A 13,999-nucleotide genomic window follows, 5' to 3' on the forward strand; every position below is an offset into this window, starting at 1 on the left:
CAACCTCAAATCCTGAAATAGAACATCAGAATTTAAGATCAAATGGGTAAACGTGAAGGCTTACTTGATATTTTTAGATAAGATTGCTGAACAGTTGCAATACCGCTAAAATTTAACCTCTGTTTGCATGCTCACCCTCTCAAGTGAACTCTGACAAAACTCCTAAAATTCAGAATTAAATTAAAATGACAGATCAACTTAGAAAAAAATTTGAAAACATACAACTCAATGCTGGGCAAGGCAAGATCAGTGCATTTCTTTCTGTTTCCTTAGGCCTTTTGGGCATTTTTGCTGCTTTATGTTTTTTATTTCCCACTGTGCTCACCACGCCAGAACTACGTCCGTTGTATAGCAAACACTATGATGTTTTCTACTATAGCTTACTGTTCAGTATCGTCCTCAGTGCTGGTTTTGGCACCTATAGTGCGATCATTAAACAGAATAAATATGGTTTTTATGGTTTGTGTATCACCATTTTAGCAGCTGTCTTAGGCTGCGGGCTGATCAAAGCACCGACATTGCCTGCTCTACCCTTTTATGCAGGTTTTGATTATTTCGTTATTACTTTAATCATCCTTGCTTTAGTCTTTATTCCGCTTGAAGGATTCTTTGCAAAGAACACTGAACAGAAAATTCTGCGCGTCGGCTGGGTCACAGACATGAAATATTTCATGTTTAGCCATATTGGAATTCAGCTTTTTACGTTTTTAACGGTCATGCCTATTCAGTATTGGATCACGCACATTCCCAATAACCCGATTGTGCCGTATGTGCAGGCACAACCGATTTGGTTACAGTTTATTGAGTTATTGATTGTGGTGGACTTCACCACCTATTGGTTACACCGTGCGATGCATGAAGTGAACTTTTTATGGCGCTTTCATGCCATTCACCATTCAACCGAACAAATGGACTGGCTAGCCTCTTCACGCTTACACATTGTTGAAGTATTAATGACCCGTTTTATCGCAACTTTGCCAATTTTCTTGTTAGGTTTTCATACGTCTGCGGTCTTTGCTTATTTAGTCTTTATTTCTTTCCATGCCATTTTTATTCACTCAAACGTGCGTTTCCGCTTTCCCTATCTACGATGGCTGATCGCAACACCTGAATTTCATCACTGGCATCATTCTTCCGAAAAGCCTGCGATTGATAAAAATTATGCAGCCTTTATTCCACTTTATGACGTGATTTTTAAATCGATTTATATGCCTAATCATTTGGCCAGTGTATATGGCACTGTGGGTTATAAAATTCCAAACAGTTTTGTGAAGCAGTTTACGTGGCCATTTAAACGCTACGTGAATAAACTGAAAAAGCGCTTAAACAAAGATAATGAGACTTCCTAACAAAACCAATCGATTAACAATCTCAATAATTGAAGCTTATCTAATCCCTCACCGAAATAGAAAACCTGTATCCCCACAGGTTTTCTTTCATTTTCCAAACCTTGTAAATCGAACTTAAATTACGCTCGCCCTTTAAATTCTTTGACCATACGATCACTCACGTCTTCTGGATAACAAAGTGGCGCAGCACCACCGACTCGATTGTAAGCACTACGTTTACCACACCGACTTCCATTTCTTGCAGTATTGTAAGGACAAGGACAATTTCCCGAATACGTTTGTATCGATTGTTGAATAATTTTTTGCTTAATCGCTTCATCACTTTGCGTAGCCTGTTTAGCATCAGCAGCAAAAGTTAAAGTTAAACCAATAAATAATAATATTTTTTTCATAATACCCCCTCCACAAAAGAGGCATTCTATAGCACTGAATTTTTATTGAAATATCACATTATTTATTTGAATAATATTTATCCATCTAAAATAGAAATAAAAAACCCACCTTACGGTGGGTTCCTTCAAATCAGCTCAATCTCTTATAGACGAACCAATTCAACAATTTTATCAGCTAGCTCTTCAATCGCATCTTGAGTGAATGCGACATCTGTACCGTCGACAAGGTCAGTCACCACAACCACACCTGTTTCACGTACTAGTGCAACCTGATCAGCAGTTAGACCTGCTTTCGCAATCGCAACCACACCTTGTTGAATTAACAAGTTTTCAAGTACTTGTGCATTTTCAAGTGCTTTCACAGATACAGTTACCGCAGCAGGTTTTTGACCTAAACGTGCAGCACGGTCTTCCGCTGTGACAGGGTTGCTATGAGCAGACAATTCCACAGACTCTTCCACCATACCCGCACCAATCGTCACGTTATTTAAACGGTCGATGAAGATAAACGAACCTGTATAACGACTGTCTTGGTAGCGATCAAATACGACAGGCGCATCAAACTCAACGGTAACATTGGCAATCGCGTTAAGCTCAAGGTTGTCCACTTGTACTTTTTCTAATGTATTCACATTGGTACGGTAGTTAATTGCAGTGACTTTAGCAGGAACAGTTTGCGTACCCACTTTTAAGTTATACAACTTACCAATTACCAGCGGTTGATCTGCCATCCAAACCACAGTGGCGTTGACCGAACGCGAAATTTCTGGCGCCGCTTGATCCGCACGCACAATTACGTTACCACGCGAAATATCAATTTCGTCATTCAGCGTCAATGTTATGGCTTGACCTGCAATTGCACGCTCTAAGTTCCCATCATAAGTAACGATTTCTTTAACCGTCGACGACTTACCCGATGGTAAAGCCAAGATTTTATCACCTACTGATACATCACCTAGCGCAACCGTACCGCAGAAACCACGGAAGTCGAGGTTTGGACGATTGACATATTGCACAGGGAAACGGAAATCGTTGGTCACTGAACTGCGGTTAATTTCCACAGACTCAAGCGTACCCATCAAAGTTTCGCCTGTATACCATGGCGTATTTGGTGATTTATTAACAACGTTATCACCATTCAATGCTGAAATAGGCGTAAAGATAATGTTGTTTGGCTTACGGTCACCGAGTTGTGCAACAAAACCTGCATACTCTGTCTGAATTTCATTGAAGCGCGCTTCAGAAAATTCAACCAAGTCCATTTTGTTAATCGCAACAATAATGTTCTTAATGCCAAGTAAGCTTGCAATATAAGTATGACGACGCGTCTGAGTTTGTACACCATAACGCGCATCAATCAAGATAATCGCAAGATCACAGGTTGACGCACCCGTTGCCATGTTACGCGTGTATTGCTCATGTCCCGGTGTGTCAGCAATGATGAACTTACGTTTTTCAGTTGAGAAATAACGATAAGCAACATCAATGGTAATACCCTGTTCACGCTCAGCTTGTAGACCATCGACAAGGAGTGCTAAGTCAGGTGCATCGCCTGTCGTACCGACTTTTTTAGAGTCACGAGTTACTGCTTGCAATTGATCTTCATAAATCAATTTTGAATCGTAAAGCAAACGGCCAATTAAAGTTGACTTACCATCATCGACGTTACCGCAAGTCAGAAAACGCAATAAGTCTTTATTTTCATGTTGTTTTAGATAGCCCAAGATATCTTGGCTAATCAGTTCTGATTGATGAGACATTGCTCAAAACTCCACATATTCTTTAGAAATCGGTTTTTAATCTCTTTAATCCCTCTAAATCTCCCTTTGTTAAGGGAGACTTTCCCCTTCACAAAAGAAGGGCTTTTCTCCTCTCTTAGAAAAAGAGAGGTTGGGAGAGATTTATCAACAGTTAGAAATAACCTTCTTGCTTTTTCTTCTCCATCGAGCCCGCTTCATCATGGTCAATCATACGACCTTGACGTTCAGAGCTGGTTGCAAGCAACATTTCTTGGATGATTTCAGGTAAGGTATTCGCCGTTGACTCCACTGCACCCGTAAGTGGGTAACAACCAAGTGTACGGAAGCGTACCGATTTCATTTGTGGAACTTCGCCTTCTTTTAAAGGCATACGTTCATCATCAACCATAATCAAAGTACCACTACGCTCAACCACAGGACGTTCTGCAGCTAAATAAAGTGGAACCAATGGAATGCTTTCCAAGTAGATGTATTGCCAAATATCAAGCTCAGTCCAGTTTGATAGTGGGAACACACGAATACTTTCACCTTTGTTCACTTTACCGTTGTAAAGATTCCAAAGTTCAGGACGTTGGTTTTTTGGGTCCCAACGGTGTTTCGAGTCACGGAATGAGTAGACACGTTCTTTCGCTCGTGATTTTTCTTCATCACGACGCGCACCACCAAATGCCGCATCAAAACCGTATTTATCAAGCGCTTGTTTTAAGCCTTGAGTTTTCATGATATCGGTATATTTTGAGCTACCATGATCAAATGGGTTAATGCCCGCATCTTTCCCTTCTTTGTTTTGATGTACGATCAAATCAAAACCATGGGTTTTTGCCATGTTGTCGCGGAAAGCAATCATGTCTTTAAATTTCCAGCCCGTATCTACATGCAGAAGCGGAAATGGAAGCTTGGCAGGATAGAACGCTTTAAGCGCCAGATGCAGCATCACTGCTGAATCTTTACCAATAGAATAAAGCATCACTGGGTTTTCAAACTCAGCAGCTACTTCGCGGATAATATGAATACTCTCAGCTTCAAGCTGTTTAAGATGAGTAAGTCTTTCCTCATTTAATGACATTGACAGCACCAACTCACAAAAATCGTGTACTTATTACACATGTAAAAATATATATATGCATTATAAAGATTTAGTTATATACACTATTGCTTGTTTTATTATATTTATATGCAAAAACCTCATATAAAACAAAATTGATAAGTCCTATAAGTTTTATTCAATGATCATATATCACTAAATAAACTCAAATATTACATCAACTTCACTCAAAGTATTCAGCCTGTTCACCCTTCCATGCTTCGAGTTTTCATCTATGTTTCTGCTTGGCAATACATTTACAAATACCTAAAGTCGGTTTTATTTAGGTTCTATGTATATGACTTACCAAACTCGCAACCTAGAATACTAAAAATAACACTCAATACAGAACAGCTTGTTGATTGTATATATCAACATGATAACCCAAAGTTTGGATTCCAATTATTTCTAAATTAATCTGTAAAACATAAAAAACCCGCAATAATGCGGGCTTTTATGTTCATATCAACTTAGTTTTTATGACGCATGTGTGGGAACAAAATCACATCACGAATACTTGCTGCATTAGCGAATAACATAACTAAACGGTCAATACCAATACCCTCACCCGCTGTCGGCGGCAAGCCGTACTCAAGTGCTTCAACAAAGTCTGCATCGTAGTGCATTGCTTCATCATCACCTGCATCTTTTTCTGAAACCTGAGCTTGGAAACGTTCAGCTTGGTCAATAGGGTCATTCAACTCGGAGAAACCATTCGCAAGTTCACGACCACCAATAAAGAACTCAAAACGGTCCGTAATATGTGGGTTATGATCATTACGACGTGCCAATGGCGACGTTTCAGCTGGATATTCTGTAATGAAAGTCGGTTGACGTAGCTGAGTTTCAACAGTTTCTTCAAATACGATGGTTTGAAGTTTGCCCAAACCAAAACCTGGTTTCACCTGTTCTTTCAGCTCTTCTTGCACAAATTTTGCCAAGAATTCACGGTCATTGACATTTTCAGGCGTGAACTGTGGATTGTGCGCAAGAATAGCATCAAACATCGAAATTTTCTTGAATGGACCTTTGAAGCTATAAACTTCTTCACCATAAGGCACATCAGTTGAACCTAAGATATCGAGCGCTAAGCGTTCAAGCATATTTTCGGTAAGTTCCATCAAGTCTTTATAGTCTGCATAAGCTTGATAGAATTCAATCATAGTGAATTCTGGGTTGTGACGCGTCGAAACACCTTCGTTACGGAAGTTACGGTTAATTTCAAATACACGCTCAAAACCACCAACAACCAAACGCTTTAAGTAAAGCTCAGGCGCGATACGTAAGAAAAGTGGCATATCCAAAGCATTATGATGCGTTTCAAATGGACGCGCTGATGCTCCACCTGGAATCACATGCATCATCGGTGTTTCTACTTCCATGAAGCGCTGTTCAGTTAAGAACGCACGAATGCCTGAAACCACTTTGGCACGAATTTCAAAAGTCTTCCGAGTTTCTTCGTTCACAATCAGGTCAAGATAACGCTTGCGATATTTAACTTCAGTATCGTTTAGACCATGAAATTTATCTGGAAGTGGACGAAGTGACTTGGTTAAAAGCTCAAAATGTTCTATATGCACATAAAGGTCACCTTTACCTGAACGACCGATATAACCTTTCACCGCGATAATATCACCAAGATCTAAGCTCTTAATGGTTTCTAAAGTTTCTGGTGCTAATTCTTTACGCGCCACATATAACTGGATACGACCCGTCATATCTTGGATCACGATGAATGAACCGCGGTTCAACATCACACGACCCGCTACAGACACATAAACATGCTCTGCTGCTTCAATTTCTTCTTTGCTTTTGTCTGCAAATTGATCTTGTAAGTCTTGCGCATAATGTTCACGTTTAAAGGTGTTTGGCCATGGGCTAGTGCCCGTTTGTTTGGCTTGATCTTCAATCTGCTTTAACTTGGCATGACGCTGTGCAATTAAATCGTTTTCGGAAATGGCTTGTTCAGAAGTCGATTGAGCGTTTTGTTGCGTCATCTCTGCCTCGTATATGTATTAAAAAACGGAAGTTGCATAGCATAGCAGAATTCCAGACGAATGAGCATCATCAAAAACCACGCGGTTTATAAAAAAGTAAACATCCTGTTTTTTTCAGAGCTAAAACGCCCACCGTATAAAAGGTCTGCCTATTTCTTAGACCAAAAGCTAACTTCATTTCAATGTTAATCCCTCTACAATGGACACTATAAATCGTGGAAAAGTAAACTTTTCTCCACTCATAAAATAATTTAGTTTTTTTAATTGAATGATAAATCATGAGCAGATGCGAATCTAAAATTTTGTTTTTGCATGGATTAGACTCCTCACGCGAGTCCACTAAGTTCCATGCCATTGATGCAAAGCAGAAATTTTGTATTGATGTCGATTATCGCTATCTCAATTTTTCTACCGTAGCCAGTTTCTACGACGATATTATTGAAAAAATAAAACCTGAGATTATTGTTGGGCATTGTATTGGCGCGTATTGGGCATTGAAAATGTCGCTGCTACATCAAATTCCGTGTGTGATTGCCAACCCCCGCTTAGCACCTGATTTTCGCGATGATTACCCAAGCATTAATGATACTGACTTAGACCACAATGTACCACAAGTGGCATATTTAGAGCTGGGAGATGAATTAATCGATATGTACGCAGCACAGGAAATTTTAGAAAATTATATGTTGATTCAAGCGGTTGAAGGTGGGCATCACCGACTACTTAAACCTGAAAATATTAATCAACTGATTGAACATCTAGAACAACAATATTTATATAAATAAAAAAGCCTTGGGATGTCCCAAGGCTTTTTAATCTGCTTATGCAGCAACAGATTCTGGTTTTGATTTGTCATCTAACACTGACCAAATCTTTAAACCTAAGTCAGTATGCAAATCAGGCAAATCAAGAAAAATACTGGCACCGAGTACTTCATGGTTACATTTTGCCACCAGCTGTTTAACCGCTTTTAATGTCCCACCTGTCGCTAAAACGTCATCTACAATAATCACTTTTTGCGATGGCGTATTGGCTGCCATTTCTAAACGGTCTAAACCGTATTCCAAACTATACCCCACACCCACCACCGGTGGTGGCAGTTTGCCTGCTTTGCGCACCAACAATAAACCTTTACCTAAACGTTGTGCCAATAAGCTCGCAAGTACAAAACCACGCGCTTCTACAGCAACAAAACTGTCTACTTCCGCCAACTGTTCAGCAGGAATACTTGCAATTAACGCGTCGGTTAAAGGCTCAATATTGCTCATAAACAATGGTGTTAAATCGAAGAAACAAATCCCAGGTTTTGGAAAATCTTGGACCGTACGAATGTGCGACCACAACGTTGTAGACAAGTTGTTCATAGGAGATCAATAAAATTTGAAAAGGAATAGATGAATTTTACAGCGTTATCTGTCAAAAAAATAGTCAATCACTTGCCATACAGCCGGCTGAATAACCCAAATATTTGTGTAAGCTATTGTTTTCAATTGAGTCATTTATTTAATAAATATTAGGTATAGATGTACTCAATGTTAAAATAGCAATTTAATTCTGCATTTACATCACGACCTTAGTCTATATTTTAACGATTTTAAAAGACCAGCTGATTGAAGAAACACATCTTTTTGACATGCAATCATCTATATCTTTCACACTTTTGCCAAACACGATCTGGTTTTAAATGATACGTTTTGTCCTGATCATCGCTTTTAGCAGATAGATTCAATCATTAAACTCCGATATTTACTTTACATTCGTATTAGAACTGCGTAAAAATTTAGATCAGCGAAGTATGCTAACAACTCAGATGAATAGCAGCTTGCGTAATGGATTATTTTGCTGAACCCTTTCTTGTTCAGCGTTTTGGAGAGTCAAATGAAGAAGTATCAATGCATCGTTTGTGGATGGATTTATGACGAAGCAGAAGGTTGGCCACAAGATGGCATTGTGGCGGGAACAAAATGGGACGATATCCCTGACGATTGGACTTGCCCAGATTGCGGCGTGTCAAAAATCGATTTTGAAATGGTTGAAATCTAATTCATAGTGTTAAAGACCATGCAGCATGGTCTTTTTTTACGTCTTTAAAATAATCTCTGGAGAACCTTATGCATCCCATCGTCATCATTGGCTCAGGTATGGCAGGCTATGCTGTAGCACGTGAATTTCGCAAGCTGAACCCTGAACAAGAGCTGCTTATGCTATGTGCAGATGATGCGACTAATTATGCCAAACCAACATTGTCCAATGCCTTTGTTTCCAACAAAGCGCCTGAACAGATTGCTTTGGGTGATGCAGAGAAAATGGCAACACAACTAAAAATGCAAATTGCCACGCGTACTTGGGTCAAAGAAATCCATGCAGAACAACAACAGTTGACCTTAATCAAAGATGGTATTGAATCTACACAGCCCTATACAAAATTAGTTTTAGCAGTCGGTGCAAATCCAATTCGTCTTGCCATTGCTGGTGATGGCAGTGAAGACATTCAAGTGGTCAATAACTTAGATGACTACAAAACTTTCCGTACTGAACTTGAAAAGCGTGCAGATAAGCGTGTCGTGATTTTAGGTGCAGGTCTGATTGGTTGTGAATTTGCCAACGACTTACAACATACAGGTCATCACACCACAGTAATTGACTTAGCCAATCAACCATTGGGACGTCTATTACCCGCACATGTTTCCAATGCGTTTAAGGAGAACCTTGAAGCAACGGGTATACATTTTGTGCTTGGCACCACAGTTGAAAAAGTTTCAAAAATTGAGAATGGTGACTATGTTGTAACTTTAGCCAACGGTCAGTCTTTAGTGGCTGATGTCGTGCTATCTGCCATTGGCTTACAACCGAGCATTTCCCTTGCAAAGGATGCCGATATCCAAACTAGTCGCGGAATCTTAACCAACGCACAACTTGAAACGAATCAGCCTCATATTTATGCCGTAGGTGACTGTGCAGAAGTGAACGGGTTGCTACTGCCTTATGTTATGCCGATCATGCAACAAGCTCGCGCACTTGCAAAAACCTTAAATGGTGAAAAAACCGCCGTACATTACCCTGCTATGCCTGTTGCAGTAAAAACCCCTGCTGCACCATTGACTGTTTTACCTGCACCAATTGATATTGACGTAAACTGGGAAACAGAAGAGTTAGACGATGGCATGATTGCCAAAGCCCTAGACAGTCAGGGTACACTTCGTGGATTCGTACTACTGGGTGCGACGGCTGGAAAACAACGTTTAGCATTGACAAAACAGGTTCCAGACTTGATTCCTGCACAGGTTTAAGGTTTAAATAAAAGGACATTTATAACAATAGATGTCCTTTATGTGAGGATGACAACAATGAATAGCGCACTCCAATATAATCTTTCCCCCTATACCTCCTTCATGCGCGAAACCAAAGTCGACTTAGGTAATGGCATTGAACTCCATGTTGAAATCGGTGGCGAAGATCATCATCCCACCATTGTTTTAATTATGGGATTGGGAGCGCAACTGCTATTTTGGCCTGACTTTTTTTGTAAATCACTGATTGATCAAGGCTTTCGTATTATTCGCTTTGACAACCGTGATATTGGTTTATCTTCAAAAATTAAACATCAGGGACCACGTTTAAACACACTTAAACTGATGGGGCGCTTTGCTCTAGGCTTAGATAACCGTGGGGCACCGTATGACTTATATGACATGGCTGACGATGTAGCACTACTCTTAGACCGTTTAGGTTTAGATGAAAGCTATGTGCTTGGCGCATCCATGGGCGGTATGATTGGGCAAATTCTAGCAGCGCGTCATCCACAAAAAGTCAAAAAGCTCGGCTTAATGTTCACCAGTAACAACCAACCTTTACTGCCACCGCCTTTTCCAAAGCAACTCTTTAGTCTAATTGGTCGACCTGAATCGACCGATGAAGAAGCGATTGTAAGCCATTCTTTGAAAGTGTTTAAGCTTATTGGCTCACCTGATTATTACAATCCAATCGAGTCAATTCAGACTTCTCGCAAATTATATCGCCGAAGTTATTACCCTGCGGGTGTACTTCAACAGTTTTTAGCAATATTATGTACAGGTTCTTTATTGCAACTGGACAAACAGATTCAACAACCGACCCTTGTGGTGCACGGTTCGCGAGACCGTTTACTCCCGCCTAGTCACGGAAAGGCCGTTGCAAAGGCAATTATGGGTGCTAAATTTGAATTAATTGATGGAATGGGGCATGATATCCCACCGCACTTCATTCCAAATCTTAGCGAATTATTTGCACAACACTTTAAATTATAATCATTAGGACACTATGGCTGCATTACCATCCTTAAGACAGCTGTCATATCTCGTTACACTGTCAGAAACGCTGCATTTTACTGAAGCTGCACGCCGTTCATTTGTAACCCAATCGACTTTGTCGGGCGGGATTATGGAGCTTGAACGCCTACTCGGTGGCGTACTTGTAGAGCGTGATCGCCAAAATGTGCGCTTAACTCCTCTAGGCGAGCAAGTCGTTGCTCGTGCTCGTGTTCTACTGGCAGATGCTCAAGACCTGATGCGGTTAAGCCGAGAAATGAGCGAGCCTTTAACTGGTGATTTACATCTAGGTGTTATTCCAACCATTGCGCCATTTATTCTGGCGCAATTGTTAGATGAAGTGCATAAGCAACTCCCTAAAATTCAACTACATTTACACGAAGCGCAAAGTGAGAAAATTGTAGAAAAACTCGAACATGGCAATTTAGACATGGTCGTTTTAGCTCTACCTTTTGATACACGTGGCTTAAAAGTTGTTGAAGTCGCAAAAGAAAGTTTGTTTTTGGTCTGCAATAAATCAGATATCGCAAGCCAAGCCAAATCGCTAGATGACTTAGACCTTTCGCGTTTAATGTTGCTTGAAGAAGGCCATTGCTTACGTGACCACACTTTAAGTGTCTGCCCAATTGGTGAGCGTAAGAATGACCATCGTTTAAAAGCGAGTTCTTTACCGACCCTTGTGGAAATGGTATCGGCTGATCTTGGTTTTACTTTATTACCTGAAATCGCAATTCATACCAATATGATTAAAGCGAATCCAGATTTAATGGTCAAACAAATTGAAGCTGCTCCAAGTCGTATCTTGGCTTTGGTGACACGTAAAAGCACTCCGCTACAAAGCGAATTTGATGTGCTATTACAAATCCTGCAAAAAATTACTCAAGATCTACACTAAGCTTATTTTAGTGCATAAAAAAGGAGTCAAACATGACTCCTTTTTTTGTGCCTGAAACTTTTTTAGATCCAAGCCTCCCCCAAAATTATTTAATCACATCTAGCAAATAACGCTGTGCATTATGCTCGGTTTCGCCTTCAGCTGGCGTCGCACGAAGCCAAGTTCCATCACCTTGTAGTAACCAAGCTTGTTGATTATCCTGCAAATAGGTCAACAACCCTTGCTGATAAATACGTTTTTTCAAAGCTGGATCTTCAATTGGGAAACATGCCTCAACACGATTAAATAGATTTCGATCCATCCAGTCGGCGCTCGAACCATAAATACGCGAATCGCCATTATTACTAAAATAGAAAACACGCGTATGTTCTAAGAAACGCCCCACGATCGAACGTACACGAATGTTTTCCGAAAGCCCTGGCAAGCCCGGGCGTAGACAACAAATTGAACGAATAATGAGATCAATTTGTACACCTGCTTGTGATGCCTCATACAGCTTATTGATCAGTTGCACTTCGGTTAGTGCATTCACTTTCACAATAATTTGTGCTTTCTTGCCCGCTTTGGCATTGGCAATTTCATCATCAATAAAGTGGATCAATTGTGCATGGAGCGTAAACGGCGCATGAAGTAGCTTTTTCAGCTTCGCCATTTTCCCCATACCTGTCAATTCTTGGAAAATACGGTGTACATCTTCACACAACTCTTTATCAGTCGTGAGCAAGCCATAATCGGTATAAATACGTGCATTACCCGCATGATAGTTACCCGTTCCCAAGTGCACATAACGAACGAGTTTATTATTTTCACGGCGTACTACAAGGATCATTTTGGCATGAGTTTTATAGCCCACAATGCCGTAAACAACCACTGCACCCGCTTCTTGTAGCACATTTGCCACTTCGATATTTGACTCTTCATCAAAACGCGCACGTAGCTCAATCACTGCGGTAACTTCTTTTCCATTACGCGCCGCTTCTGCTAGGACTTGTACAATTTCAGAGTCTGCACCACTGCGGTATAGGGTTTGCTTAATTGCCAACACTTGTGGGTCACGTGCCGCTTCACGCAACAAGTTAATCACAGGTGCGAAAGACTCAAACGGATGATGTAGTAAAATGTCCTGTTTCTGCATGGCAGAAAACATACTTTCCGACTTTTTCAACACTTTAGGAATAACTGGAATATGCGCGTCATAACGTAGATGTGGACGTTTAAAATTGGACAATAAACGCGCCAAGTTCACAGGTCCTTCGACTTTATACAACTGCTCCTGATGCAGATCAAATTCATCTAGCAAGTAGTTATAAATATGTTCTGGACAGTTTTGTGTAACTTCCAAACGTACTGCTCGTCCAAAACGACGTGAACTTAACTCACCTTTCAGTGCTTTGGCTAAGTCTTCCACATCTTCATTGAGTGCTAAATCAGCATTCCGTGTGACACGGAACTGATAACAGCCTGTTGCTGTCATCCCTGGGAACAAGTCAGAAACATGCTCATGGATAATCGCTGAAAGCATCACATGATGTTCTTTTCCACCTGTGAGCTCATCAGGTAGACGAACCACACGTGGCAATGAACGCGGTGCAGGAACAACGGCCAAATCAATCTGACGACCAAATGCGTCTTTCCCTTCCAAAGTCACGATAAAGTTGAGACTTTTATTCACTAAACGCGGAAATGGATGCGCAGGGTCAAGGCTAATCGGTGTTAAGACAGGTGCAACCTGTTCTTGGAAATATTTCTTCACCCATGAAGACTGTGCAGGTGTCAGTTCCCCACGGCGTAAGAAGCAAATGTCTTCCTCACGCAGTTTTGGCAAAATTTCTTCATTCAGAATGCGGTACTGACGTTCTATCGCTGCATGTGCAGTCTGCGAAATTTGGTCGAGTACTTGGCGCGGGGTTAAGCCATCGGGGCTACGGCTTTCATTGCCTAAACTCAGTTGCTCTAAAACCCCTGCAACACGAATTTCAAAGAACTCATCTAAGTTACGTGAAAAAATCAGTAAGAAATTCATCCGTTCTAACAACGGATGTAAAGGATCTACGGCTTGTTCCAATACACGTAAATGGAAATCTAATATCGATAACTCACGGTTAATATAGCGATCGTTATACGCGTATGCAGGTTGTGGTATCGGAGATGTGCTTGCTGCCGTATTCATAGCTAACCTTTAATTATTTGAATGCGTTTTATCATGATAAGTATG

12 protein-coding genes are annotated in these 13,999 nt (G+C 40.6%); 6 read left to right on the top strand and 6 right to left on the bottom strand.

The window, feature by feature from the left end; all coding sequences use genetic code 11:
- The first annotated feature begins 185 nt into the window (after positions 1 to 185).
- Positions 186 to 1,349, top strand: a complete 1,164-nt coding sequence (locus ACG9ZB_RS10480; RefSeq protein ID WP_419325693.1) for a sterol desaturase family protein — start codon at positions 186 to 188, stop codon at positions 1,347 to 1,349.
- Positions 1,350 to 1,468: 119 nt separating this feature from the next.
- Here ACG9ZB_RS10480 and ACG9ZB_RS10485 read toward each other — a convergent pair whose 3' ends face one another.
- From ACG9ZB_RS10485 to lysS, 4 genes are all read right to left on the bottom strand, one after another.
- Positions 1,469 to 1,741, bottom strand: a complete 273-nt coding sequence (locus tag ACG9ZB_RS10485) for a hypothetical protein (protein WP_419325695.1) — start codon at positions 1,739 to 1,741, stop codon at positions 1,469 to 1,471.
- Positions 1,742 to 1,884: 143 nt separating this feature from the next.
- Positions 1,885 to 3,501 carry a sulfate adenylyltransferase subunit CysN gene (gene cysN / locus ACG9ZB_RS10490; RefSeq protein ID WP_419325696.1) on the bottom strand — a complete coding sequence of 539 codons (1,617 nt, stop codon included), beginning with the start codon at positions 3,499 to 3,501 and terminating at the stop codon, positions 1,885 to 1,887.
- A gap of 151 nt (positions 3,502 to 3,652) precedes the next feature.
- Positions 3,653 to 4,567, bottom strand: coding sequence for a sulfate adenylyltransferase subunit CysD (gene cysD / locus ACG9ZB_RS10495; RefSeq protein ID WP_004694369.1), 915 nt, complete (start codon positions 4,565 to 4,567; stop codon positions 3,653 to 3,655).
- Positions 4,568 to 5,055: 488 nt separating this feature from the next.
- A complete protein-coding gene (gene lysS / locus ACG9ZB_RS10500; RefSeq protein WP_062034107.1) occupies positions 5,056 to 6,582 on the bottom strand; it encodes a lysine--tRNA ligase in 1,527 nt (508 codons plus the stop codon).
- A gap of 278 nt (positions 6,583 to 6,860) precedes the next feature.
- On the opposite strand from lysS, the gene ACG9ZB_RS10505 reads away from it, so the two are divergent.
- Positions 6,861 to 7,367, top strand: coding sequence for a YqiA/YcfP family alpha/beta fold hydrolase (locus tag ACG9ZB_RS10505; protein WP_183173999.1), 507 nt, complete (start codon positions 6,861 to 6,863; stop codon positions 7,365 to 7,367).
- A gap of 36 nt (positions 7,368 to 7,403) precedes the next feature.
- On the opposite strand, the gene ACG9ZB_RS10510 is transcribed toward ACG9ZB_RS10505, so the two are convergent.
- On the bottom strand, positions 7,404 to 7,946 hold the full coding sequence (locus tag ACG9ZB_RS10510; protein ID WP_184118625.1) for an adenine phosphoribosyltransferase: 543 nt from the start codon (positions 7,944 to 7,946) through the stop codon (positions 7,404 to 7,406).
- Positions 7,947 to 8,460: 514 nt separating this feature from the next.
- On the opposite strand from ACG9ZB_RS10510, the gene rubA reads away from it, so the two are divergent.
- The 4 genes from rubA (at position 8,461) to oxyR (ending at position 11,784) form a co-directional block, all read left to right on the top strand.
- The gene (rubA, locus tag ACG9ZB_RS10515) at positions 8,461 to 8,625 is read left to right on the top strand and encodes a rubredoxin RubA (protein WP_004694381.1); all 165 of its coding nucleotides are present in this window, start codon (positions 8,461 to 8,463) and stop codon (positions 8,623 to 8,625) included.
- A gap of 68 nt (positions 8,626 to 8,693) precedes the next feature.
- Complete coding sequence (locus ACG9ZB_RS10520; protein WP_419325698.1) at positions 8,694 to 9,872, top strand: NAD(P)/FAD-dependent oxidoreductase; 1,179 nt, start codon at positions 8,694 to 8,696, stop codon at positions 9,870 to 9,872.
- Positions 9,873 to 9,929: 57 nt separating this feature from the next.
- Positions 9,930 to 10,868, top strand: a complete 939-nt coding sequence (locus tag ACG9ZB_RS10525; RefSeq protein WP_419325699.1) for an alpha/beta fold hydrolase — start codon at positions 9,930 to 9,932, stop codon at positions 10,866 to 10,868.
- 13 nt (positions 10,869 to 10,881) lie between these two features.
- Positions 10,882 to 11,784: a LysR family transcriptional regulator OxyR gene (oxyR, locus tag ACG9ZB_RS10530; protein WP_419325700.1), complete on the top strand. Its 903-nt coding sequence runs from the start codon at positions 10,882 to 10,884 to the stop codon at positions 11,782 to 11,784.
- A gap of 85 nt (positions 11,785 to 11,869) precedes the next feature.
- On the opposite strand, the gene ppk1 is transcribed toward oxyR, so the two are convergent.
- Positions 11,870 to 13,954 (bottom strand): polyphosphate kinase 1, encoded by a 2,085-nt coding sequence (gene ppk1 / locus ACG9ZB_RS10535; RefSeq protein WP_419325701.1) that lies wholly within the window; start codon positions 13,952 to 13,954, stop codon positions 11,870 to 11,872.
- Positions 13,955 to 13,999 lie beyond the last annotated feature (45 nt).

Origin of the sequence: Acinetobacter johnsonii (genome assembly GCF_048551975.1) — a bacterium.
Taxonomy (GTDB): domain Bacteria; phylum Pseudomonadota; class Gammaproteobacteria; order Pseudomonadales; family Moraxellaceae; genus Acinetobacter; species Acinetobacter johnsonii_A.